This is a genomic window from Shewanella baltica, assembly GCF_900456975.1.
GTDB lineage: Bacteria > Pseudomonadota > Gammaproteobacteria > Enterobacterales > Shewanellaceae > Shewanella > Shewanella baltica.
This window is the reverse complement of the sequence record NZ_UGYM01000002.1, coordinates 427,673-453,103: the sequence shown is the minus strand read 5'-3', so window position 1 is coordinate 453,103 and position 25,431 is coordinate 427,673. Positions and strand designations below refer to the sequence as shown.

Genomic DNA, 25,431 nt, shown 5'->3' with positions numbered 1-25,431 from the left:
CCCCGAATAAATAATCTATCTTAAAAAGATAGCTGTAAATTAGGCCTTTAACAGCGCAAGTGTAGCAATACATGAAAAGTTCATATCCAATACCTAAGTAGCTTGTGAATTAAAGCTCACATATCGAAAGCACCTCATTATTTTTAGCTTAGTTCATCAAGATGATGCCGACATATTTTTCAAAGTAATGCGTGTTAATTTTGTTAAATATACCGTCTCAACGCCGATATAAACATCACCATACCAATTGGTATAAAATGAATAACTTCATTAGCTTAACTATATATTTTCGGGCGGATTCTACTACAGATTACAAAAATGTTACGCTGGATAATGAATCTTAATAAAATATATTTTTTACAGTTCCAAACCTTTTGCAGCATTCAGAGCGTCAAAACTACAACACTTAATAATTATGGCAGGGAATGACAGTGACGGCAGGGATACTCCCACTCAATAGCGCAATGTCTGACTTTGAACTGGTTACCTTAGCCAGCCAAGGCAACAGAGCCGCCTTTAAACTGCTGTATCAGAGCCATCACCAACGTATTTATGCCTTATCACTGCGCCTTTGTGGTCATAAAACTATGGCGGAAGACATTACCCAAGAGTGTTTTATTTTAGTGTGGCAGAAGTTGCCACAATTTCGAGGTGAGAGTCAGTTTTCGACTTGGTTACACAGCATTTGTGTCAATCAAGCCTTGAGCAGTATTCGTAAACAACAATCATTTTGGGCACGATTTATCCCACTGGAAAATGAGACTGAACCTATGAGTTCAGATGAAAGTTATAGCGGATTAGATAAGTTGATTTTCAAACTGCCGCAGCGGGCTCGCATAGTGTTCGTACTCTGCGCCATCGAAGGTTATCAACACGATGAAATCGCTGACTTACTTGGCATTGCGGTCGGCACTAGCAAGACCCAATACCATAGAGCTAAGCAACTACTACAGGAGATGCTGTAATGACGTTAACGCCGCTTTCCCGTGAACAACAGCTTGAGCGACTGATCAATAGCGCTCCCAACGCAATGCCACCCACCCATGATCTGTGGCAAGGCATTGAAAAGCGCATGGACAAACCGCTGGTGTCCCAAACACGCCAATCCCAGAACGGCCGACAGTGGGCGATAGCTGCCTCCTTTATCATGCTAGTGGCATTGGGATATAGCCAATTGCCTTATTTCAATCAATTAACCACACAGCAGACAGAGCTTGCCCAAAACTCAGCCATGCCAGAGCAACAAGGGGATGCGGCCTTACAGTTACTGTTAACCCAAATCGCGGCATCGCACCAAGCGCAAGTGGATAACCTAGAGCAGACAACGAATGCGCTAGCTTGGCAGACCAGCAGTTTCAGCGCGCCCGTTGAGCAAGGTTTGGCGGAACTAAGACGCGCGGCAACCCAAATTTACCAAGCTTTACAAGCAAATCCAACCGATAAACAACTTTGGCAACTCTGGCTTTGGGTGCAGCAACGTGAGCTCGACCTATTGCAACAGGGCCAAAAACTACCCATTAGAAACTCGACACAAGGAAACACCCTATGAGTAACCTCAATCTCACTCAAGCCAGTCTATTGGTTTCGACACTCTATTTAGGTTTGATGGGCAATGTGTTCGCAGCGCAAAGTGTTGATAAACAGCTTAATATTAGTAGCGACACCCAACTGCAGATCAAAGTACAGCGCGGCGATGTGACGATTCAAACCTGGGATAAGAGTGAAGTCAGCGTCACAGGTACACTCGATGAATTGAGCGAAGGCTTTGTGTTCGAGCAACAGGGAAACAGCCTCAATATCGAAGACAAAATGCCCCGCCACTACAATGGCAGTAATGACAAAGGCTCGCAGCTCACCATTAAAGTGCCAAAGACAGTAAAACTCAGTGCGGATACTATTTCAGCGAATCTGCAAGTCGCAGAAGCCCAAGGTGAACTCGATTTGAATACCGTCAGTGGCGATATCAAAGCTAACAACCTTAGTGGTAAACCTGAGTTGCACACAGTCTCAGGCGACATCATCACTCAAGCACTCGATGGTAAAGTGAAATTAGAGACAATATCAGGAACGATTCAAGACACTGACAGTAAAGGGGAAATGAACTATCGCCTCGTAAGTGGTGACTTAAAAAGTCAAACTCAGGCCGAAAAAGTGACGGTTGAACAAGTTTCTGGCGAAGTGAATGCTAACTTTAGCCTCGCTAAGGAAATCGTACTCAGAACCGTCAGCGGTGACTCAAAAGTGTCACTGGCGAAAAACTTCAACAGAGCCAATTTAGAAAGTGTGAGTGGCGATATCATAGTGACTTTTGCCGATATGCCGGATGCCAGCTTTGACTTAGACGGCGGACCAGGTGGCAAGATCAAAAATACCTTAACCCAAGATGAACCTAAAAAGCAGAAATACGTGCCACGCGCCGAGCTGTCATTCCAAACCGGTTCGGGAGCTGCCAGTGTAAAAATGAACACTATCAGCGGTGATTTGGTTTTAAAGAAACAGTAATTACTTAGGTTTTATCGCGCCAATAAAAATGCCGCCACGAGTCAAACTCGGGCGGCATTTCTGTAGATTCCTTGAGTTATACGGATGCTATTTCTTCGGCGGTCAAATAACGCCATTCACCCAGTGCTAAGGCGGGATCTAATTCAATTTGGCCCACACTTTCACGGTGTAACTCTTGCACGTGGTTGCCCACCGCGGCGAACATACGTTTCACTTGATGGTACTTACCTTCAGTGATGGTGAGTCGCACTAATTGCGGCTCAATAATCTCCAGCAATGCAGGCTTAGTTAAGCCATCTTCACCGCGTAATTCAACGCCAGCGGCAAATATTGCAATCAAGCCGGCATCCACAGGATCGGCGAGTTGCACTAAATAGCGTTTACCGCATTCTTTCTTCGGTGAAGTGATTTTATGCGACCACTGGCCGTCGGAAGTGACCAGCACTAGCCCTGTGGTATCAGCATCTAAACGACCAGCAATGTGCAAGGTTTCAGGCTTGGGCACATCCACTAAGCTCAATACCGATGGATAGGTTTCATCAATCGTTGAACAAATCGTATCGACTGGTTTGTTGAGCATTAAATAACGTACGCCCACTAAGGCAATAGGCTCGCCCTCGAGACAAACACGCATACCTTCAGTCACTTTAAAGCCCGAGTCTTTGACGACTATGCCATCGCAAGTGATGTCACCGCGATGCAGGGCTTTTTTCGCTAATGAGCGAGTCAGTGGGGTACTCTCACAGATAAATTTGTCTAAACGCACGTTAATACTCAACTTCAATAAAGAAAACTGCCATATTATGAGGCCGACCACTTCAAAGGGCAAAGAATTGCTGCTCAGCAAGCGATGTGTTTCTATTTAGCCCTTACGCATTTACGACAGTCACCCTAGGGAAAGATGACATGACTGAATTCCAAAAGATGATCGCTGGCCAAGAATATGATTGCCTTGCCAGCGAACTATTAAGTTTACGAGCTCAACAGCAACGGCTGAATCGACAATTAAATCAAATAATTGACCAAGATACCCCAGAGTACAGCCAACTCTGTCAGCAGCTCATTCCCCATAAATCACCAGCCGCAACGATATCCACGCCGATTTTTATCAGTTATGGCGCCAACCTATCCCTTGCCGACAAAGTGTTTATCAATGTGAATGTCACCTTGCAGGATAATGCGCCTATTTCTATTGGCGAGCAGACTATGGTCGGCCCCAATGCACAATTTTATACCTCGAGTCACCCACTAGATGCCGAGCTGCGTTGCTCAGGTTTAGAAACAGCGAAAGCAATTAGGGTCGGTAAACGGGTATGGATTGGTGGCGGCGCTATCATAATGCCAGGCGTCACTATTGGTGATGACGCCATCATAGGCGCAGGTGCTGTAGTCACAAAAAATGTGGCCGCCAAAACCGTGGTCGCTGGTAACCCCGCGAAGCCGATCAGGCAGCTAATTTGATCGCGTGTAAAAAAGAGAAAGCTAAGTGCTCGCTTACCTCAAAAGGCTTGCATACGGTAACTTTGCCGCTAATGAGCTTAAGACTGTAATTGGTAACCTTTAGTTACATATGACTCAAGATAAATCCGCGATAAAAACTGTAATGACCTTGTTTAGATTCCTAGTAAGGCATTAACATAGTTCATTGCGCCTGAAGCAATCCCATTTTGCAAAAAATAACAGCCCCAATAATGGGCACAATAATAAACTCGAAGGAAACGACATGAGAAAAGTACTCATTGGGGGACTGTGTGCCTCACTTATCGCAGGCCTGACTGCCTGTAATGACAAGCCAGCCGACGTTAAAACACCTGAAACCGCTAAAACAGCCACCGCAGTTATTGTGACTCAGGTACTGGGCTCTGGTATTGAATTCGCTAATTTTGATAAAGCGGTTCGCCCACAGGACGATTTCTACAAATATGTTAACGGCACGTGGCTGAAAAACACTGAGATCCCAGCCGATCGTACTAGCATTGGCGCTTTCTACGATTTACGTGAAAAGTCACGTGACGATGTAAAAGCTATTATCGAAGAAGTGGCAGCAACGCCAAATCTCGCCGTTGGCACAGACGAGCAAAAAGTGGCCGATTTATATCGCTCATTTATGGATACTGACACACTCAACAAACTGGGCGTGACACCAATCCAAGGTGAGTTCGATGCCATTAACGCCTTAAAAGATAAGAATGAATTAGTGAAGTACTTCGCCCACAGCCAAATCACTGGTGCGGGTACGCCTATGGCATTTTATATCGATATCGATGCGAAAAACTCTAGCCGTTACGCGACTCATCTCTATCAATATGGCCTAAGCCTGCCAGAAAAAGACTACTACTTTAACGAGTCAGAACGCTTCGTTAATATCCGTAAGGCTTACCTAGCCCACATAGAAAAGATGTTTACTCTTGCGGGTCTTGCTAATCCTAAAGCCAGCGCTGAGTCTATTCTTGCCCTAGAAACGGCCATTGCCTCTAAGCATTGGGATGTGGTTGAAAACCGCGATAGCACGAAAACTTACAATCTATATCAAGTGAAAGATCTGCCAACACTGGCACCGGATATCGATTGGACTGTCTACTTAACGGCGCTTGGCGCGGACAAGCAAACCGACATCATTATTAACCAGCCTAGCTATATCCAAGGTCTGAACGAGGTTTTAAAAACGACCGATTTAGCCACTTGGAAAACCTACATGCAATGGCAAGTACTGACGCATGCGGCGAACTATTTGAGTGAAGCGCTGGACAACGAAAACTTCGATTTCTTCTCTAAAACCTTAAACGGTCAAGAAGAGCAAGAACCGCGTTGGAAGCGTGGCGTAGCCTCTGTTAACGGCATGCTGGGTGAAGTTGTCGGCAAAGTGTACGTTAAACGTCACTTCACGCCTGAAGCCAAAGACCGTATGCAGGCACTGGTGGAAAATCTTCGGGGCGCTTACGGCGACAGCATCAAAGATTTAACCTGGATGAGCGACAGCACTAAAGTGGCTGCGGCGGATAAGTTAGCAAAATTCAACCCGAAAATCGGCTACCCGAACAAGTGGGAAGATTACAGCAAGCTGAGCATTAAAGCTGACGACTTAATCGGTAACGCTATTCGTGCCAGCGAAGTTGAACATGCTAAGTCATTAGCCAAACTGGGCGCGCCAATCGACAAAGACGAATGGCACATGACCCCACAAACGGTTAACGCTTACTACAACCCAACCATGAACGAAATCGTCTTCCCTGCGGCAATTCTGCAACCGCCATTCTTCAATTTGGCGGCTGATGATGCAGTCAACTACGGTGGTATTGGTGCCGTTATCGGTCACGAAATGGGCCATGGTTTCGACGATCAAGGTGCTAAGTTCGATGGCGAAGGCAACATGCGTGACTGGTGGACTGAGCAAGACTTGAAAGAGTTCTCTGCCCGCGGCCAAGCGCTGATTGCACAATACGACGGTTACTTTGTGTTTGACGATTTGCACGTCAACGGTGGTTTAACGCTAGGTGAGAACATTGGTGACTTATCAGGTGTGACTATCGCATACCGCGCCTATAAGAAATCACTCAATGGTCAAGAAGCGCCGGTCATCGATGGCTTAACGGGCGATCAACGTTTCTTCATCGGTTTCACTCAAATTTGGCGCGCGAAAGCCAAAGAAGAAGCGATGCGTAACCGCGTTGCGACCGATCCACACTCACCTGCGGAATTCCGCGCTCTGGGTGCCCTATCTAACATGCCTGAGTTCTACACCACATATGATGTGAAACCCGGTGATGCTATGTATATCGCACCAGAAAAACGCGTAAAAATTTGGTAAGCCAGATTTAAATCGCCGCTCGGCTGCATAAGCTGAGCAACAACAATGGCGCTCACTGTCACAGGTGGCGCCATTTTTTTTGGCTAAACTCCTCAATCCTGAGTGATGAATGTGAACCCATGCGCAAGATGAACAAGTCTTAATGATTGATTCAGCTTTAATTAAGCAAAAGAAGCCTATGGTGGATGGGTGACCTGTACAACTCACCCATAAGGAAGTAGGCCGCATGACTAAGTTATTTCGTACCTTTTTTATTTTTCTACTCTTATTATCGAGCCGCGCTGGTGTAGCAAATTCTCTCGACGTCAGTGACACAAAAACAGAACGTGGTAATTACAGTGCAAGACAGGCACAAAGCCACGATCTACAAGGTCTATACGCACTCAGCAGTCAGACCTTTGATGCGCCTCGTCAAACCTCGAATGACTTATCCGTTCTCCATCACCAAGCCTATGATGCTCAGGCTGAGCTGGCTCAGTTGCTTACCCGAATTGCCCATCATTCACAGACGCAAGTGATTATTCCTCCGGTGAAGAGTTATCAAAGAGCTGCAGATAAAGTGGCGACAAAATTTAACGGTGACGCCAGCCAAATTACCGACCTGGCAAGGGCAAGTATCGTGACCGACAGCATTCAAGATCTGATGCAGGCTTACCAAGCCTTGAACGAACAGACCCAAGTGGTGAAACAGAAAAACCGCTTTGCTGAGCCCAAAGCATCTGGCTATCGCGATCTCAACTTGCTGGTACGTTTACCCCAATCGGGCATGATTGCCGAGGTGCAATTACACTTGCAGGATATCGCCGATATTAAAAACGGCCCAGAGCACAAGGTATATGAAAAAGTGCAGACGATTGAAGCCAATGCCCGTAAACAGCAAAGGTTACTCAGTGAGTTTGAACTCGCACAGATTGCCAAATTACGCCAAGAATCACACAAGCTGTACCACAAAGCATGGCTTAACTATAAAAGGGTCGATGAAGCCAGTTTATTAAGAGTCTCAGTCGCTTAACCCACAACCACTTCCACTGTTGCGCTGGTATCCTGCAAAGGTGCCAGCGCTTTATTAATATTTTACAGCGCCTGAAAAACCATATTAAAAATAAGCTGAAAAAAGCACTCTCTCGCATCGAACGTCTTTTTAAGTATATAATCCCGCGCCATAGCCCTATCAGCAGGAAACGCCATGCACGACATCATTGAGCAACTCCAAGAACGCAGCGAAACTGTTCCTGTACCACTCGAATTACCCACATTTGAGCAGCTCGTCGAAGTCGAAGAGCAAATCCTGATTTCATTGCCGCGGGAGCTAAAAGAATACCTGCTGTATGCCAGTGATGTGATTTACGGCACGATAGAGCCAGTAACTGCATCGGATCCCTACTCACACACCTATCTGCCTGAAGTCACTTGTTATGCTTGGTCTATCGGCATGCCAAGGGACATGATTGCCATTTGTCAGCAGGGCGATGCCTTTTACTGTATCGACCAAGATGGCCAAGTGCATTTCTGGAAAAACGGCGGCTTTACCGATATCTATTGGGAGTCGTTCTGGGAATGGGTTGAAGAAATCTGGCTAAAGATTAAATACTAATTTTACTTTCACTGCATTGAGAACACGATTATGTCTAAAAACATTGGCTTGAATGCCATCGAAATGAGCTACTTACGCCAATCATTGAGCTTAAGTGCGGCTCAAGTTGGCACGCTAACTAACCATAGCGAAGCCGATGTATTAGCCTGGGAAAGTGGCGAACAAGCGGCACCTGAGCTGGCGCAAAAGAAACTGCTCGATATTGATGACATCATTGAGATGCAAGTACTTAACACCTGCGATGGCATTGAAGAATTATTTAAAAAAGAACCTAAGCGTCATTTAGCTTTCGTGGTGTACCCCACTCAAGCCACTTACACTCAATACAACCCCGAATTTTTAAGTTCATTGCCTTTTACTGAGCTGTACAACACGGCAGCTTGGCGCATCAAGAAAGAGTGCAAACTGGTCCTAGAAGTCGACGTCAGCTTAGTCGCACTGGACGTGGAAGCCTATAAAGCCTTCCGTGAACCGACCAAAATGAGCGAAAGCCGTGAAAGCCGTGCTAAATGGGCCGCGACTCAGCTATAAGCGTGTAAATCCAGAAGCTTAGTACTCGCATTAACAGCAAGGGCAGATATCACTATCTGCCCTTTTTATATTCTCATAATGATTTTCAGATAATGGTGGGAATGCACCTGAATCATTAAAGGCTAAAATAATCAGTGATTTAACCAGATTAGCCTTTCGCAGCCACCACAGCATCCATCTTCAGCAAAGCCGATTGACGCGACGGCAGCGCAGACAACCTATCGCGATAAGCGGCGAGTTTAGGTGGAATGGCTTGTTCGAACAATGTGCCCCACATTAAGGTATGGGCCAGTAAAATATCCGCCACCGAAACGTCATCACCGAGCAAAAAATCACTTTCAGGCAACATGGCTTCGGCCAATGCAGCCGCCTTATCAAACTCCCATACCGCACAAGGCATGATCTGCGGATGACGCTGCTCCTCAGGTAAAGCAAACTTATGCTTACCCAAAGTCCAAAGCGGCTGCTCAAGCTCAGTAATGATGAAGCTCACCCATTGATGGTGCAAACCCGATGCGTTACTCCCTGCGGGTGGCAACAACTTACCCTCGCCATACTTTTCTGCTAGATAAAGGCAAATCGCCGCTGATTCAGATAACACTAACTCATCATCAGTTAGCACAGGCACTTTACCGCAGGGGTTTATCGCTAAAAATGCCGCGCTGCGATGCGCCCCCTTAGTCATATCCACAAAGGAAAAATCCCAATCAACGCCCAACTCTTCCAACACCCAAGCAACTCGTAATGCGCGGCTGCGCGGTGTGCCATATAAAGTGATCATTGCAACGTCCTTTTAGTCCGGTTAATTCGTGTCCTAACGAAGATACACTGAGTTTGCGTTAGTGCAAATCTGCCCATAAAAAACGGCGCTTAATGCGCCGTTTCGATTTCACTACACTTTGATATAAAGTACTTAGCTATAAAGCACGTAGGCTTAATATTAGAAGTTCATAGTGAGTTTAGTGTAGATGTAGCGACCCATAGGGTTATGTACTGAAATAACATAGCCGTAAAGGTCGGTATCACCGTCACCGATCGCAAATGGTGGCTCTTCGTCAAATACGTTGTTTACACCCAATGTCAGTTTGAACATTTCATTGAAGCGATAAGTACCTGACATGTCGACTAAGATTTGAGCATCAACCATACGAGACTTGTTGCTTTCGAAGTCGAGGACGCCATCAAAATTGATATCTGGTGTATCTTCAAACTCGCCGATATAACTCAGATTAATGTTGGCGGCAAAGTTATCCATAGTCCAGTTAGTAGTAAGTAACCAGCGATGTTGAGGGAACTTGTACTCACCGGTGTAATCTAGGCCATCTTTTTCGAAACTATGTAAATAACTGTACTCAAGTCCAAATTTCAGATCACCATAGCTATCCAACTCAACGCCATAATGACTCGAAACATCCATCCCTTGCACATCTTGTGAGCTTAGGTTGATAAAGCTTGAATGGATGATACTGATTGGACCTAAAGTCTGACCCACCTGTGGAGCTAAACGCTCACATACAGTGCTGTTTTGATCATTACAATTTGCGGTATAGATATCGCCTAACGGCTGTTTATCGATTTTGTTATCTTGTGTAATGCTATAGATATCAAAACCAACATCGAATTTCTGGCTTGGCGCCCAAATCATACCGACGTTCCAAGTTTCGGATTCCTCAGCATCCAGCTCCGAGTTGCCTTCAAATTCAGTGTTGTAATCTAAAGCTTCACAATCAACACTATCAGCAGCGCAGCGGTAAGTATCAATGAAGAAACTACTTTCACGCGATGGACCAAGACCTATTTGTGCTAAAGAAGGTGCACGGAAACCCGTAGACCAAGAAGCACGCGCCGTTATCTCGTCAGTCACTCCCCATTGGAAGGCAACTTTAGGGTTAGTCGTTGAACCAAAATCACTATAGTGATCATAACGACCAGCAAGTTGTAGCTCGAAGTTATCCGTTACCGGAATAGATAATTCAACATAAGCTGCATATTGCTCACGTGATGCCGCCGCAGAGACTGCTTCAGTACCAAAAATCAATCCACGTTGGAACTGTTCATCGGGCACATCGCTGACATCTTCTTCACGATATTCAGCTCCAGCCGCCATCATGATATCGCGATCAGCAAGGGTGAATGCCTGACCTGAGATATTCGCGGCATAGGCGGTCATTGTGGACAAACCTTGGCGCACTAAACTAGTGGTAATGTCATCAATGACATCTTGGGAGTTCATGGTGCCACCGAAAGGATTATAGCGACCCGCATCGATTTCACGTTGTAAATAATCGGTTCTGACCCAACCTTGGCTGCGATCCCCCGTTTGAGTGGACTCACTGCGACCTTTTTGCACCGAAGCTTCCCAGTCCCAATCTTTAACTACGCCACGCAAACCTGCGACTAAACGAAGAGTATCAGACTCGATATCCCAACGACGCGCACCCGCATCAACGGTGCGGAAGCGACCAATTTCAATATCTTTCCCCCAAGGGTTATTTGGGTGAGTTCCTGGTACGGTTAAGCCTGCATCCTCATCAAGAGGTGTTGGTGCACCGCCCGCTTCCGACGTGTTGTGCTGGGCAGCTAATTCAAGGAAAGCAGTTAAATCATCATTGAAATGATATTCGAATTGCCCAATAGCTCCCACTCGTTCTGCAGAAGGAATAACAAGGTTATATGGCCCATAATCAAATACACAGCTGCCGCTTGGCGTCGCCCGATCAGGTGGACAGGCTGGATCTATGGTTTTCACCCCATCAACATAAAAATAACCAGGAAAACCACGGGAAGAACGGAAATCCTCACCGCCATAAGGAGTCTGATCTGCACTGCCGAAACGGCCTAAATCAGTCGCAGCTAAGGTACCATTTTTAAAATAATCGAGAATAACGGAGGCACTGCCCTTATCAGACTTCATCCCCCAAACCATGTTCGCAGTGGTTTCATCGTAACCCGTACCTGAAGCATCACCGTAGCCGAGATTGACTTCAATACCCTCAATGTCTTTCTTCAGGATAATGTTGACCACACCGGCAATCGCATCAGAGCCATAAATAGCCGATGCACCGTCCTTGAGTATGTCGATACGTTCGATCGCTGAAACAGGGATATTATTGATATCAACGAAAGAATTAGTAATACCTTCAGCAAAAGCACTCGCAGCAACCCGACGACCGTTAATCAACACTAAGGTCGCATCAGGACCTAAACCACGCAAACTGATAGACGCGCCACCGTTGGCAGTTGAATCTTGGCTATTACCACGGGTAGAAAACGCACCAGCACCGTTCGCAGGCATACGTTCGAGCAATTGCTGTAGGTTATCGAATCCCATATTAGCAATATCGTCTTTGCTGATCGATTGGATCGGGGAAGGGCCTTCGATATCTGTACGTTTAATACGAGAACCCGTCACTTCAATACGTTCAACTTTTTCTGCGCCTTTATCGGCAGCATGGGCTATTGTTGGCGCAAATGCTAAAGCAATCGCGATGGCACAAGCACTGGGTAGAATCTGAGGTCTGTTCATACATATCCCTTGTTTTATCTATTTTATTAAAATTATATTAACCATTAGAAAACCATAAATTAACAATACACAAGGTAATGAGTTACAAACCAAAGTCAATGGGATCATAATGAAAGTTAAACTTTTGTTACATGTTGAGACAATATGCTTTCCTTCTGCGAGAATCAAAAAGGTCTAGGCACTAGAAAATTCAACTAACGAGACAAATCGTGGTACTTGAATATCAGAATTTAAGGAAGAAACATGGAAGACAAGATCATTCATCAAGCAGAGTTTGAGTCCAATCTAGGTTTGTATTGGTTGCTTTCAGGGGCAGCCTATTTCAGCCTCAGCATAGTCGGCATTCCCTTGTTATTGCTTTGGTTTCCAATCGGGCTGTGGGGAACTCGCCGCTATATTCGTAATATGAGTGCCGAGCTCACCAGTAATAAGTTGATTGTGCGCCGCGGAATATTAACTCGTACCGAAAATACAGTGCCTTTGGACAAAATTACCGATATGGCATTGATCCAAGGCCCAATTATGCGCCTATTTGGTCTGCATAAACTCACGGTAGAAACCGCAGGGCAATCGGGCGCAGGCGCCTTGATAAGCTTAGTCGGCATAGTTGATCCGCCTCAATTTAGAACCCGCGTATTAGAACAAAAAGAACGTCTTACTCAGCGCCCACATCCAGCGAGTCCATCTGTACAACCTGATGATGCGTTATTACAAAACGTAGTCGAGATGGCAGCAAGCCTAAAACGAATAGAAGCCTTGCTCAGCCAAAAATTAAATAGATAAATCGAATAAAACGACTTTCAGTTCAATCACTTTCCCTTTAATGTTGAGCCACCCACTTAGCGTTAGCACAGCTTTAGCATGAGCGCAGCCTTAACATAAGGGCTTGTTCGATTCCCCAGATTAATTTTCAACAGGTACTTTTAATAACGACATGACAGAATCCTCAGCAACCTCTTCATCCTCTTGGATGGCACACCTGACGCTTGGCATTAAAGCTATGGGGCCCGGTGTGCTTATGGCCGCAGCGGCGATTGGCGCATCGCATTTAGTTGCCTCGACTCGGGCGGGCGCCGAATTTGGCTGGCAATTGGCTTGGGTCATTTTAGGGGTGAATTTACTTAAGTATCCCTTCTTTGCCGCTGGCGCACGCTACACCGCCGCCACTGGGGAGAGTTTACTGCACGGTTACCTCAAACAGGGCCGAGGTTATTTGCTGCTATTTACTGGACTGAATGTGATCGCCGCCGTCGCCAGCACTGCGGGTGTTTGCATGCTCACCGCCGCTATGTTGACCCAATTTATTCCGCTTCCCATCGATTGGTTAGCCCTGCTGGTATTGCTGAGTTCATTGGCTTTGCTGATCTTAGGCCATTATCAACTACTCGATAGACTCACTAAGATCATCATGTTCGCCCTAACCCTAACCACCTTAATTGCCGTGACCTTAGCTTGGGATCATGCTCAGCCATTAGCGAGCAATTTTGTTTCTCCCTCACCTTGGCAATGGGCCCATGTGGGATTTCTGGTCGCCATGATGGGCTGGATGCCGGCACCGATTGAAGTCAGCGCTTGGAATTCCCTCTGGTTGCTCGAAAAACAAAAAAGCCAGACGGTCACGAAAGCGCAGGCGCTGCTCGACTTTAACTTAGGCTACATCATCACCGCGATCCTCGCGATCGTGTTTCTGTCCTTGGGCGCCTTAGTGATGCACGGCAGTGGTGAGCACTTTTCCGATTCGGGCGCGCAATTTGCTAATCAATTGATCAACCTTTACAGCCAAGTCATGGGCGGCGAGAGTCGTTATCTTATTGGTGTTGTGGCTTTTCTCTGTATTTTTAGCACCACAGTAACCGTTATCGATGGCTACAGCCGCACCTTAGATATGGGCTGGCAATTACTCACCTCAAAGGCCAGTTCAGACAAACGCCTCACTGGGATCATGCTCGCCATCAGTGCCTTTGGCTTATTGCTGATCCTCTTCTTTAAAGGCGCACTGTTGCCGCTACTCGAGTTTGTGATGATTTTGGCCTTTATGACCACAGTCATTTTTGCTTGGTTAAACTACCGCTTAATGACCAGCAAACAGCTCCCCGAAGCCGATAGATATGGCACTAAGATGAAGCTACTCTCTTGGTTTGGCCTGAGTTATCTGCTGATTTTCGCGGCACTGTTTATCTATTGGTACAACGTCATTAAAGGTTGATTGCTAAGATGGCATGACAGCTATTTATGCCAAAGTCATAAATAGCATTCGCTACGCTGCGTTAAATTCCTGCTAAATTCTGCTTTTGAGGCGGTTTGGGTATATAATACCGCCTCTTAAACCAGACAGCGCAGCCGCGCCAAGAGATGACCATGATTAATAATGATATTTTGCGCCGTTTGCGCTTCGTGTTTGATTTCAACAATGCCAAAATGATTAAAATTTTTGCCAAAGCTGGAAGAGAAGTGCCAACAGAAGAGATCATTGCTCTGCTGCACAAAGAAGAGGAAGAAGGTTACAAAGCCTGTAATGACACCACTCTATGTCAGTTCCTAGACGGCCTTATCATCGAAAAGCGTGGCCTACGTGAAGGTGCAGAAATCCCAGCGCCAGTATCGCGTTTAAACAATAACTTAATCTTCAAAAAACTCAGAGTTGCCCTCGAAATGCGTGAAGAAGACATAGTTGCAGCCTTGGCTCTAGCCGAAGTGCAAATGTCAAAATCAGAACTGAGCGCGCTGTTCCGCAATCCGGATCATAAGAATTTTAAAGAGTGTGGCGATCAAATCCTGCGTAACTTTATTCGCGGCTTATCACTTAAGTATCGCGGTGAATAACGCAAAACATAAGTTTGTCACATCAAACGCAGCTTAGGCTGCGTTTTTTTATATCCAATTTAAGCTATACCTAAAGTTGCTTAGGCATAAACAACAGCATAACAATTCCATCTGAAGTACCTCATAAATCCTGTTTAAAACAGCTGACTTTTTTACTGCTGCAAAAAAAACCACAAATACCTCGTTCCACGGACAACAAAGATCACATTTCATGATAACCTTACGTGACTTACAGCACGTATTGACCACTTAAACAATAACTCAAAAGGTTACCCATGGACGATAATAAACGCCCCCTCTATCTTCCGTTTGCAGGACCTGCCATTCTTGAAGCCCCGCTGATTAACAAGGGCAGTGCATTTTCTGAAGAAGAGCGTATTTTCTTTAACCTCGAAGGCTTAGTTCCCTATGCCATTGAAACGATTGAGGAGCAGGCTTCCCGCGCCTACGATCAATTTAGAAGTTTCAACAACGACTTAGACAAGCATATTTACCTACGTAATATCCAAGACACTAACGAGACCTTATTTTATCGTTTAGTGCAAAATAACATCAGCGAGATGATGCCTATCATCTATACGCCGACGGTAGGTTTGGCTTGTGAACGTTTCTCGAAAAACTATCGCCGCAACCGTGGTTTGTTTATCTCTTATCCGAACAAAGATAGGATCGATGACATTCTCAATAACTCGACTCGCCAAAAAGTTAAAATCATCGTTGTTACCGACGGTGAACGTATTTTAGGTCTTGGCGATCAAGGTATTGGCGGCATGGGGATCCCTATCGGTAAGTTGTCACTCTACACTAGCTGTGGTGGCATCAGTCCGGCTTATACTCTGCCTATCACTTTAGACGTAGGCACAGATAATCCGCAGTTATTAGAAGATCCTATGTATATGGGCTGGCGCCATCCGCGCATCGGTGGCGAAGAATACGCCGAGTTTATCGAAGCCTTTATGCAAGCTGTACATGTACGTTGGCCAGACACTTTGATCCAATTCGAAGACTTTGCCCAAAAGAACGCCATGCCGATCTTAGAGCGTTATAAAGATCGCTATTGCTGCTTTAACGATGATATTCAAGGTACCGCTGCCGTTGCCGTCGGTTCATTGCTGGCCGCTTGTAAAGCTGCAGGTACTGAATTAAATCAACAACGTATTGCCTTCCTTGGTGCGGGTAGCGCGGGTTGCGGTATCGCCGAAGCTATCGTGGCGCAAATGGTGTCCGAAGGGATCAGCGACGAGCAAGCTCGCACTCAAGTGTGCATGGTTGACCGTTGGGGCTTATTGTTAGACAACATGCCTAACCTGTTGCCATTCCAGCAAAAATTGGCGCAGAAATGCACCAATATCCAAAACTGGAGTAATTTCAGCGACAATATTTCGCTATTGGATGTGGTTAACAACACTAAGCCGACCGTGCTGATTGGCGTGTCTGGCGTACCGGGTCTATTCACCGAAGAAATTATTCGCGCTATGCACAGCCATTGTGCCCGCCCGATTATTTTCCCACTGTCTAACCCAACCAGCCGTGTTGAAGCGACACCAAAAGACATTTTGCATTGGACTTCAGGTCAAGCATTAGTCGCCACGGGTAGCCCGTTCGAGCCAGTTGTGGTCGATGGTGAAACCTATGAGATTGCCCAGTGTAACAACAGCTTTATCTTCCCAGGTATTGGCTTAGGTGTTTTAGCCTCAGGTGCCCGACACGTTTCCGATGCCATGTTAATGGCATCAAGCCGCGCACTCGCGGAATGCTCACCACTGGCGATCGACGGTAGCGGCCCATTATTACCGAAACTGGAAGATATCCACGCGGTCAGTAAACACATCGCTTTCGCTGTGGGTAAAGTTGCAGTTGAACAAGGGTTAACGCTACCAATGAGCGATGAAATCTTACAACAGTCAATTGAAGGCAATTTCTGGAGTCCAGAATATCGCCGCTACAAACGCACTTCGTTCTAAGCATAGCGTTGCCGCGACTTGAGTCGTGGCAAAGCAGCTTTAGCTAAGCGTTTGTGCCAACAAAAAGCCCGTCACTGCAAAGTGACGGGCTTTTTGATTTTCAGACTCAGCGCTTATTTCAATAAAAACTAAGGCGCCATCACCTGTTTAAAGCTATTGAGCATAGAGCGATCGGTACGTGCCTTTTTCAATTTACGTAGACTTTCTTTGAGCGACTCATCGGCTAAACGGGTAAAGATACCGTTATATTCTTGCTCTTGGATCTCACCATCGGTATCGGCCTGCTCAGAAATCTCTTGGGCAACACGACTCAACTGCAACCAAGCATTCGCAATATAAAAACCATGGAATGCAGCTTGTTCCATGAGATTACGCGCGCTAGCTGGCAAGGATGCCCAAGCTTGGCTAAATTTGCCCTCTCTGTCTTCCAACAGTTCGGCGCACAGGCTTTGATATGCGGCTAATAATCCGTCAGGTAGTTTTGCCATTGGCAGCACTTTATTCGCGACATTGTAAGAAATCTGCTCGGCAGTTTCACGGTAAACAGCTGATAATTCACTCATAAAAAATCTCGATTAACATTCATTCAAAAAATAAACTTAAAACTGACCACTCACATATAAACCATAAACGCCGTTACCCGCTATCGGTGTGACAGTAATACCTTCATAGGGTTGAGTAAAATACCAACCCGCTAGCGCGCCAATTGCAGCACCCGCTAAAACATCCTCTAGGTAATGTTGATCGCTCGCCACTCGGGTATAGCCAACATACGATGCAGCGACATAGGCGGGTAAACCATATTGCCAGCCATAACGTTGCTGAATAAACGTCGCCGCCATAAAGCTATCTGAAGTATGACCTGATGGGAACGAATCGTCGCCACTACCGTCGGGTCTGTCTTTGCTCACACCATATTTTAGGCCTTCAACAATTAATCGACTCGATACTGCCGCCTGAATTAACTGCCAGCTGCCGTCGTAACCGTCTTCATAGAATAATGTCGCGCCCATTGCCGTTGCGGGGAGCAATAGATGCAATACATCGCCCGAGGTTTCTAAATCTGAGCCCGCCCAGCTCGCGCCGCTCATCATGAGTAGGGCAGCACAAAGTAATTTTTTCAAGGGTGATTCCTTTTTAGGATGATTTCCAAGGCGAAGTTTATACCTTGATAGCTAGCTGAATGCAAAATTGCTATGCATCTATATTCAAAATGAACAAACAAGTTATGCTAAGCTCATTATTAGCTATTGATTTCAATGCGAACAGGAAACCATTTTTGCTACGTCCACTTATATCTTTATCACTTACCTTTTGGCTGCTTTTACTGCCGCTCAGTCATGCTATGGCTGAAGAAAAGACTCAGGTTGATAAAATATTTGAAAGATTTGAAAGCGGTGAGACCATGACCCGCGAAGCAATTAAGAGTGATCTTGCGCTATTGAGTAAACTGATTGCAACCGATGATGTCGCCCGCAATGAAAAGCTGCAGCTACTGAAATGTTGGGATCAAAGTGCCGAAACGGATACTGACATAGCGCTGGCAGTTAAGAATACGAGTCAAACACTGACCAATATTCCGCCAACCGCCTCTCCGCATTTCATCACCGACCTCATGCTTTGTCATTCTTGGTTTTTGCAGTTAAATGGTGATGTAGATAGCGCGATGGAAGGTTATAACCTCAGCGTTAAGCGTGCCTATGAGCATGAAGATCTTAAACTCATTGCCGACTCACGTAGCCTTCGCGGCGCCCTGTATTCCTATATTGGCGATTTTTCTGCCGCATTAGACGACCTCATAACAGCGCAAGATCTCTACGAGTCACTGAATTTAACCGGCTGGGCTAACATCAATCTTGCCGATATGGCCACCAGCTTTAGACGTTATGGCGATCCCCAAAGTGCGATCCGTTATTACACTAAACTTAAAGCACTCTATTTAAAGAACAATAACAAAGAACAGGCAATGTATGTCACCTCAGAGATAGGCCTTGCCTTAGATGAACTGGGTGAACATCAACAGGCCATAGATAACTTCTTGCTAAGCTACCAATACTTTAAGGAACATCAGCTGGAAAAAGCGGCCGCCACTATGGCGACAAATATTGCATACAGCTTAATCAAACTTAATCGTCTTAACGAGGCGGAAAAATATTTAACTGAAGCCGCTGCTGTGATTAACGAAAAAGATCTCGCCGATTACAGCTTCATGAAACTCTTTATGGGCAATATCAAGTTTCAACAAGCACACTATGAAGAAGCGCTTACCGAGCTCGAACAAGGGGAAAAAGCCTTTCGTACTCTGCAAAATGATCGGGGACTCACCCAACTATTACAGCTAAAAAGTGACGTCTATGCGGCAATGAATAATTTACCTGCGGCCTATGGCGCATTGCTGGAATTTGTCGCCCTCACCAAAAAGATCGACGACAACTCCTTCTCACATCAAACCACAGAATTAAAAGTGAAGTTTGATACCACTAGGATTGAATCTGAAAATCAACGTTTGATTGAAAACCAAAACCTTAAAGAACAAGAACTCGCGCTACTCGAGAAGAATAAATCATTACAACACATTATTTTATTATTGACGGGCTTTATCCTGACAATAGTGTCGATATTTGCGTATAAACAAGTACAGAGAAATCGCCAACTGCAGGTCATCGCCCTCACAGATTACCTCACCAAGCTCCCTAATCGTCGGCATATTTATGCCCAAGCCGCGCAGTATTTTCAGCAAGCCTTAAAACAACAAAGCCCTTTTTCGGTGATAATCTTTGATGCGGACCACTTCAAGAAAATTAACGATAACTTCGGCCATGAACTGGGCGATCGCGCCTTACTGACGATCGCAAGCGCAGGTAAAGCCCTAACGGGTAATAAAGATCTTATTGGCCGTATCGGTGGTGAAGAGTTTTTAATTCTCTTACCCAACACGGATGCTGAACGTGCTTGTGAACTTGCCCATCAGTTGCAAGCTCATATTAGCCGCCTAGGCGCAGAGGATTTACCCGCTGAACTCAAATTGACCGTTAGCGCAGGAGTCGCAACCTTAGCGCCACAAACAAATACTGAAAATACCTATCAAGACAAAGACTTTGCCAGCCTACTGAAACGTGCCGACGACGCCCTTTATGAGGCTAAAAATGCGGGAAGGAATTGTGTTAAAGCTGCCAAAAATGAGGCTACGTGCGAGAGTTAAACAGCTTTATGCCAAAACACTTGATGCTGTAATGGCGGTGGCAAAGCACCAAACCATGTCTGATATAAACGACTAAACTCCCCTGAGTCTTTCATTTTCTCAAGCTCTGTTTGCCAACTCGTGACCGTGGCCGCCGACGTCCCTTTAGAAAAGGCTAAGTACAGATTAATCTCAGATACGACATACACTTGGCGTATATCTGCCTCACTTGCGCCCACTTCTTCAAGTATCTGCTTAACCGCAAGATCCGCTTGGCACCAGAAACGAATTCGAGAGAACAGTAATTGCTTAGCCGATTGCTGCGGAAAACTCGCCACCAGCAAATTATCCACGCCCGCTTGTTGTAACAGCTGCGCCCCAGCAGATTCTCGATAAACCCCCACAATATCTTTAGATTGAAGCTCGGCAAGTTGATCGAGCGCGATGGGATCTGCCGCCCTCGCATACAAAGCAATTTTGCTGGTTGCAATCGGGCCGATAAAATCGAAATGATCTTCACGCTCGTCATTAATAGACGTCGCAAAAAGTAAGACATTCGCCGAAGTATTGGCAATCGAATACGCCCGTGCCCAAGGTAACACATCAATTTTTTCACTCTGGCCCAGTCTCGATTGCAAGATATTGACTAAGTCCACCGCAAAACCTTGGGGAACGCCATCTTGCTCGTAACTCATGGGAGGCCAAGCTTCGGTCACCAACTTCAACTTGTCAGGCGCCGCAAAAACAAGATCAGGCATCAGACCTAATAAGCTCATCGCAAGAAAACACGCCCTAAGGGGAAACGCACTCAGCATACGGATACCAAACGAGAAACATTAAACCTAATCATAGACTCAATCCCTGCTGCAAATAAACATATGCCCAAAGAAAATAGCCTCTCATTCACGCTCACAGAGTAAACTCGTCCGTAACAAGTGAAAACTTGTTATCATATTGCCACCTAGCCAAGAGCCTCACTGCAATGAATCCATGTCGACTTTAGCCAATCAAATCCCCAACCAATCCTATGCCAGCACACTGTCGCGGCTCGCGCTGCAAATAAAATCGTGGGGAAAAGCACTCGGATTTGCACAAGTTGGCATTTGCGATACAGATTTAACGGCCGAAGAAGCCAAACTCCAAGCATGGCTAGACAAAGGGTTTCATGGCGAAATGGCATATATGGCCACCCACGGGATGATGCGCGCTCGCCCGCAAGAATTGCATCCGGGCACAGTGCGAGTGATATCCGTACGGATGGACTATTTACCACCCGAAGCAGGCTTTGCCACAAATCTCACCGATCCTAACTTAGGTTATATCTCCCGTTATGCGGGTGGCCGCGACTATCACAAGTTGATCCGCGCTCGGCTTAAAAAGCTGGGGGATCAAATCAGTGCAGAGTTAGTTGCGCTCGGTTTCGATGCCGCCGATTTCCGTCCCTTCGTCGACTCAGCGCCAGTACTAGAGCGCCCATTAGCCGAAAAAGCCGGTATAGGTTGGACAGGTAAACACTCACTCATACTCAACCATGAGGCGGGTAGTTGGTTCTTTTTAGGTGAGCTACTGATCAATTTGCCTCTGCCTGTGGATATTCCAATCCAAGAAGGCTGTAACAGTTGCGTCGCCTGCATCACCTCCTGCCCAACAGGTGCAATCGTAGAACCTTATGTGGTTGATGGCAGACGCTGTATTTCCTATCTCACCATCGAGCTGCAAGGCGCTATTCCTGAAGAATTTAGGCCACTTATGGGCAATCGCATCTATGGCTGCGATGATTGTCAGCTCGTGTGCCCCATCAATCGCCAAGCGCCACTCACAGCCGAAACCGACTTCCATATTCGTCCCCAGTTAAAACAGCCCGACCTTCTCAGCCTTTTTGCTTGGAGCGAGGCCGAATTTCTAAAGCAAACCGAAGGCAGCGCCATTCGCCGAATTGGCCATAAACGCTGGCTACGTAATATCGCAGTCGCGCTGGGTAACGCCCCAAGCTCGCCAGAGATAATTCAAGCCCTTAGTATTCGAAAAGAACAAGCCGATGTAGATAACATAGTTAAAGAACATATAGACTGGGCACTGATACAACATCAGAGCAAGAGCCCACAACTGATTACTGCAAGGCGTAAAACCGAACGACTTATACGCACGGTTAAAAAAGGACTTCCGAGGGACGCTTAAGATATCAAGTGCATAACTAAGTATTGTCTCAGTACACTTGTAAAAATGCGCACTCCAGAACGAAGTGCGCAAACGATCATACGTAATTAATTCAAAACTTATGAAGCACTAATTGTTGGATCCCAAACAAAGTAACCTAAGGTATTTATGCTGCCGCTATGATAGTAAAGCACGGCAAATGACACATTGTAATTCTCAGTCCCAGAAGTCACTACATCAGCCGATAAGTAAAAATCATACTGAGGTACGCATAAGTATGTGGGTGGTAACAAAATACTACCCAACCCACCTTCAGGAATAGGGGTTTGTGGTTCCGTCAATTTGCCCTCAACGACTGAAGTCACTTGAGTCCCACTAAAGCGCATAAGATTCATTAGGTCGGCAGAGTAACTTGTATTGCCTGACATCGAGTTCATACGCCAGCGAATGGTATCACCCACATCAGCTGATATTGATAAATCCCCAGTAGCTTGACCGCTTTTAACATAAGCTGTTGGAGCTATCATGTACGCAAAATTGTGGCCAATTGCAGTTGGTGTTGAAGGATCAGTACTTGGATTGGGATATGTTTTCATTAAATTATCAGTATCGACGTTGATGATAACATCTATGATTTCACTCATGTTAATTCTCCTTAATTAAGCATTTATTGTCTGACCTAGATTTGGGAGTCAAACAAGCACGATGCAAGTTTTGCGTCCATGCACCAAACATACTAGTAGACAAAATCAGATAATGCAGGAACAGGGATAAACTTTTTAAACTCAGGTTTAAACAATAAACGTCAAGTTTAAGTAACATGTTTAAGCTAATTTTATATCATCAAATCATTACAAAAAAGCGGAGACCTAGTGTACCCGCTTTCAATGAGGTCAGCTTAGCCGAATGCAATTAGCCAAGGCGGCGACGCAGTTCGCGGGTAGCATCGACCATGTTTTTCAATGCAGGTTCGACTTCATCCCAAGTACGGGTTTTTAGGCCACAATCTGGGTTGACCCACAGTTGACGCACAGGTACTTTCTGCGCGGCTTTCTCGATTAAGTGCACCATGGCCTCCACACTTGGGGTGTTTGGTGAGTGGATGTCATATACACCGGGGCCAATTTCATTTGGATATTCAAAATCTTCAAAGGCGTTGAGTAACTCCATCCGTGAACGCGAAGTCTCGATTGTGATCACATCGGCATCCATGGCAGCAATCGCGCCAATCGTGTCGTTAAACTCGCTGTAACACATGTGAGTGTGGATTTGAGTCTCATCAGTCACGCCAGCAGCGCTGAGTTTAAAGGCATTCACCGCCCAATCTAAATAGGCTTGCCACTCACTTTGTTTCAATGGCAGACCTTCACGGAAGGCGGGCTCATCGATTTGAATAATGCCAATCCCCGCATTTTGTAAATCGACCACTTCATCACGAATAGCCAGCGCCAGTTGTGTCGCAATCGCATCGTGGCTGATATCTTCACGGGCAAATGACCAGTGCAAAATCGTCACTGGCCCCGTCAACATGCCTTTTACGGGCTTGTCGGTGAGACTCTGGGCAAACTTTGCCCACTCGACTGTCATGGCTTTTGGACGACTCACATCACCGTAAATCAAGGGGGGCTTAACACAGCGTGAGCCATAGCTTTGCACCCAGCCATTTTTACTAAAACCAACACCAGCTAACTGCTCGCCAAAGTACTCCACCATGTCGTTACGTTCGGCTTCACCGTGCACAAGCACATCGATACCCAGCTTTAATTGGCGATCGATAGTATCGCGGGTCACTTGCTGTAACTGCTCTGTATATTGCGCATCGTTAAGCTCACCCTTGCGCCAGCGGCTGCGTAGTCCACGAATTGCCGGTGTTTGTGGGAACGAACCTATGGTCGTGGTTGGCAACAGAGGTAATTGGTATTTTCGTTGCTGCACACTTTGGCGCACACTGAAATCATTTGCCCGCTCATAATCTGCAGCGGTTAATGCCGAAACGCGATCAACTACTTGCTTGTCTGCAGCCTGCGCTTTTGCTTGGCGACGAGCGATACAAAAAGCACTGATTTTCTGTGCTTCATCCGAGCTAGACGCCAACAATAATTGGCGAACTTTGCTCAATTCCAACAGTTTTTGCTTAGCAAAGGCCAACTGCTTACGCAGTACAGGTAATAGTTTGACTTCAACATCTAAATCGACTGGGCTATGCAGTAATGAACATGATGTGCCAATCCACAAACGATCGCCTAAATCACGCGCCACAGCGCCAATACGCTCGGCAATCAAATCGATTTCTGCCGCCCACACGTTACGGCCATTAACCACACCCGCTGACAAAATTTGCTCACTGCGCAACGCATTTGCAAACACAACCAGTTGTTCTGGCGCTGTAACTAAATCTAAGTGCAAACCAGCAACTGGCAAGGCAGATACGAGGGCTTGATGATGCGCAATACCGCCATAATAACTCGCTAAGAGAACCTTAACGTTAGCAGTGCTTAATGCTTGATAAGTCTTAGTCATCGCCGCTTGCCAATGCAGGTCTAATTCTAATGCCAACACAGGCTCATCTAACTGTACCCATTCCACACCTTGGGCGGCGAAACGCGCCAGAATGTCAGCATAAGCCGTTAATAAATTCGGTAATAAACTTAACTTATCGAACTCTTGGCCGACGGTTTTAGCAAGGTGCAAGTAACTGACTGGGCCGAGTAGCACAGGTTTGGCTTTATAGCCTAGCGCTTGCGCTTCGCTGACTTCATCAAAAAACTGCTCGTAAGCAATCGAAAACTCTTGGTTTTGCGTCAGCTCAGGCACCAGATAGTGATAATTAGTATTGAAATATTTGGTCATTTCAGAGGCTGGCGCATCTTGGCCCGTTGGCGCTCTGCCGCGGGCAACACGGAATAAGGTATCAAGATCGATTGCGCCTTCACCACGGTGACGCTCAGGAATGGCATTTAAGGTCGCACTTAGGGTTAATACTTGATCGTAAAAGGCAAAATCACCTACGGGTACTTGCTCGATACCCGCTGCGGTTTGCCACTGCCAATGGGTACGGCGCAGTTCGCTCGCCACTTCACGCAGTTCAGCCTGAGTGATCTCACCACGCCAGTATTTTTCTAAGGCAAATTTCAATTCACGACGACGCCCGATGCGGGGAAACCCAAGACTATTTAATTGCATACCCTATCTTCCTTTATTTGAGATAAGCCAAATTCGGCACTTGCACCCACCAGATTGTTTTCTCTTGGCACTTTTCAGCATTTCCGCCTTGATAAATAACAATGGGCGTCTGGACGTCTAGAAGTTTATTGTGTTAGTCTCTATTCCAGCAACCGAATTAAT

At 46.0% G+C, this 25,431-nt stretch carries 22 protein-coding genes; 14 read left to right on the top strand and 8 right to left on the bottom strand.

Going from position 1 to position 25,431, the window contains the following annotated elements; translation table 11 throughout:
* Positions 1-431 precede the first annotated feature (431 nt).
* From DYH48_RS02030 to DYH48_RS02020, 3 genes are read left to right on the top strand one after another with little or no spacing between them, the layout of a single operon-like run.
* Entirely contained in the window at positions 432-965 is a 534-nt protein-coding gene (locus DYH48_RS02030; RefSeq protein ID WP_115336074.1) for an RNA polymerase sigma factor, read from the top strand.
* Complete coding sequence (locus DYH48_RS02025; RefSeq protein ID WP_115333915.1) at positions 965-1,549, top strand: anti-sigma factor; 585 nt, start codon at positions 965-967, stop codon at positions 1,547-1,549. The genes DYH48_RS02030 and DYH48_RS02025 overlap by 1 nt, the downstream gene beginning before the upstream one ends.
* On the top strand, positions 1,546-2,502 hold the full coding sequence (locus DYH48_RS02020; protein ID WP_115333914.1) for a DUF4097 family beta strand repeat-containing protein: 957 nt from the start codon (positions 1,546-1,548) through the stop codon (positions 2,500-2,502). The genes DYH48_RS02025 and DYH48_RS02020 overlap by 4 nt, the downstream gene beginning before the upstream one ends.
* Before the next feature lie 76 nt (positions 2,503-2,578).
* Here DYH48_RS02020 and rsuA read toward each other — a convergent pair whose 3' ends face one another.
* Complete coding sequence (gene rsuA, locus DYH48_RS02015; protein ID WP_172481136.1) at positions 2,579-3,331, bottom strand: 16S rRNA pseudouridine(516) synthase RsuA; 753 nt, start codon at positions 3,329-3,331, stop codon at positions 2,579-2,581.
* 77 nt (positions 3,332-3,408) lie between these two features.
* Here rsuA and DYH48_RS02010 point away from each other — a divergent pair, with 77 nt between their 5' ends.
* The 5 genes from DYH48_RS02010 (at position 3,409) to DYH48_RS01990 (ending at position 8,435) form a co-directional block, all read left to right on the top strand.
* Complete coding sequence (locus DYH48_RS02010; protein ID WP_012090161.1) at positions 3,409-3,963, top strand: sugar O-acetyltransferase; 555 nt, start codon at positions 3,409-3,411, stop codon at positions 3,961-3,963.
* Between the two features lie 262 nt (positions 3,964-4,225).
* Entirely contained in the window at positions 4,226-6,310 is a 2,085-nt protein-coding gene (locus tag DYH48_RS02005) for a M13 family metallopeptidase (RefSeq protein WP_115333913.1), read from the top strand.
* A gap of 226 nt (positions 6,311-6,536) precedes the next feature.
* On the top strand, positions 6,537-7,322 hold the full coding sequence (locus DYH48_RS02000) for a RelA/SpoT domain-containing protein (RefSeq protein WP_115333912.1): 786 nt from the start codon (positions 6,537-6,539) through the stop codon (positions 7,320-7,322).
* A gap of 174 nt (positions 7,323-7,496) precedes the next feature.
* Positions 7,497-7,904: an SMI1/KNR4 family protein gene (locus tag DYH48_RS01995; RefSeq protein ID WP_011845817.1), complete on the top strand. Its 408-nt coding sequence runs from the start codon at positions 7,497-7,499 to the stop codon at positions 7,902-7,904.
* 30 nt (positions 7,905-7,934) lie between these two features.
* Positions 7,935-8,435 (top strand): DUF4447 family protein, encoded by a 501-nt coding sequence (locus DYH48_RS01990; protein WP_006084089.1) that lies wholly within the window; start codon positions 7,935-7,937, stop codon positions 8,433-8,435.
* 148 nt (positions 8,436-8,583) lie between these two features.
* Here the strand turns inward: DYH48_RS01990 and DYH48_RS01985 are convergent, their stop codons facing one another.
* Positions 8,584-9,216: a glutathione S-transferase family protein gene (locus DYH48_RS01985; protein WP_115333911.1), complete on the bottom strand. Its 633-nt coding sequence runs from the start codon at positions 9,214-9,216 to the stop codon at positions 8,584-8,586.
* 159 nt (positions 9,217-9,375) lie between these two features.
* The gene (locus DYH48_RS01980; protein ID WP_115333910.1) at positions 9,376-11,961 is read right to left on the bottom strand and encodes a TonB-dependent receptor; all 2,586 of its coding nucleotides are present in this window, start codon (positions 11,959-11,961) and stop codon (positions 9,376-9,378) included.
* Between the two features lie 243 nt (positions 11,962-12,204).
* Here DYH48_RS01980 and DYH48_RS01975 point away from each other — a divergent pair, with 243 nt between their 5' ends.
* The 4 genes from DYH48_RS01975 (at position 12,205) to DYH48_RS01960 (ending at position 16,748) form a co-directional block, all read left to right on the top strand.
* Positions 12,205-12,744 carry a PH domain-containing protein gene (locus DYH48_RS01975; protein WP_115333909.1) on the top strand — a complete coding sequence of 180 codons (540 nt, stop codon included), beginning with the start codon at positions 12,205-12,207 and terminating at the stop codon, positions 12,742-12,744.
* Between the two features lie 151 nt (positions 12,745-12,895).
* The gene (locus DYH48_RS01970) at positions 12,896-14,167 is read left to right on the top strand and encodes an NRAMP family divalent metal transporter (RefSeq protein ID WP_115333908.1); all 1,272 of its coding nucleotides are present in this window, start codon (positions 12,896-12,898) and stop codon (positions 14,165-14,167) included.
* A gap of 152 nt (positions 14,168-14,319) precedes the next feature.
* Positions 14,320-14,784, top strand: a complete 465-nt coding sequence (locus DYH48_RS01965) for a YehS family protein (protein ID WP_006080239.1) — start codon at positions 14,320-14,322, stop codon at positions 14,782-14,784.
* A 275-nt stretch (positions 14,785-15,059) separates the two neighbouring features.
* A complete protein-coding gene (locus tag DYH48_RS01960; protein ID WP_011845811.1) occupies positions 15,060-16,748 on the top strand; it encodes an NAD-dependent malic enzyme in 1,689 nt (562 codons plus the stop codon).
* A gap of 128 nt (positions 16,749-16,876) precedes the next feature.
* On the opposite strand, the gene DYH48_RS01955 is transcribed toward DYH48_RS01960, so the two are convergent.
* Both DYH48_RS01955 and DYH48_RS01950 read right to left on the bottom strand, forming a co-directional pair.
* Positions 16,877-17,311: a DUF3069 domain-containing protein gene (locus tag DYH48_RS01955; RefSeq protein ID WP_006084096.1), complete on the bottom strand. Its 435-nt coding sequence runs from the start codon at positions 17,309-17,311 to the stop codon at positions 16,877-16,879.
* 36 nt (positions 17,312-17,347) lie between these two features.
* Positions 17,348-17,872 (bottom strand): phosphatase PAP2 family protein, encoded by a 525-nt coding sequence (locus tag DYH48_RS01950; protein WP_011845810.1) that lies wholly within the window; start codon positions 17,870-17,872, stop codon positions 17,348-17,350.
* A gap of 155 nt (positions 17,873-18,027) precedes the next feature.
* Here DYH48_RS01950 and DYH48_RS01945 point away from each other — a divergent pair, with 155 nt between their 5' ends.
* On the top strand, positions 18,028-19,950 hold the full coding sequence (locus DYH48_RS01945) for a tetratricopeptide repeat-containing diguanylate cyclase (protein ID WP_115336072.1): 1,923 nt from the start codon (positions 18,028-18,030) through the stop codon (positions 19,948-19,950).
* Here the strand turns inward: DYH48_RS01945 and DYH48_RS01940 are convergent.
* Positions 19,947-20,744, bottom strand: coding sequence for a substrate-binding periplasmic protein (locus tag DYH48_RS01940; RefSeq protein ID WP_115333907.1), 798 nt, complete (start codon positions 20,742-20,744; stop codon positions 19,947-19,949). The two genes, DYH48_RS01945 and DYH48_RS01940, sit on opposite strands and share 4 nt — an antisense overlap.
* A gap of 175 nt (positions 20,745-20,919) precedes the next feature.
* Here DYH48_RS01940 and queG point away from each other — a divergent pair, with 175 nt between their 5' ends.
* Complete coding sequence (queG, locus tag DYH48_RS01935) at positions 20,920-22,107, top strand: tRNA epoxyqueuosine(34) reductase QueG (RefSeq protein ID WP_115333906.1); 1,188 nt, start codon at positions 20,920-20,922, stop codon at positions 22,105-22,107.
* 98 nt (positions 22,108-22,205) lie between these two features.
* Here the strand turns inward: queG and DYH48_RS01930 are convergent, their stop codons facing one another.
* Positions 22,206-22,730 (bottom strand): inclusion body family protein, encoded by a 525-nt coding sequence (locus DYH48_RS01930; RefSeq protein ID WP_011845805.1) that lies wholly within the window; start codon positions 22,728-22,730, stop codon positions 22,206-22,208.
* Positions 22,731-22,998: 268 nt separating this feature from the next.
* On the bottom strand, positions 22,999-25,269 hold the full coding sequence (gene metE, locus DYH48_RS01925) for a 5-methyltetrahydropteroyltriglutamate--homocysteine S-methyltransferase (RefSeq protein ID WP_115333905.1): 2,271 nt from the start codon (positions 25,267-25,269) through the stop codon (positions 22,999-23,001).
* Positions 25,270-25,431: the final 162 nt, after the last annotated feature.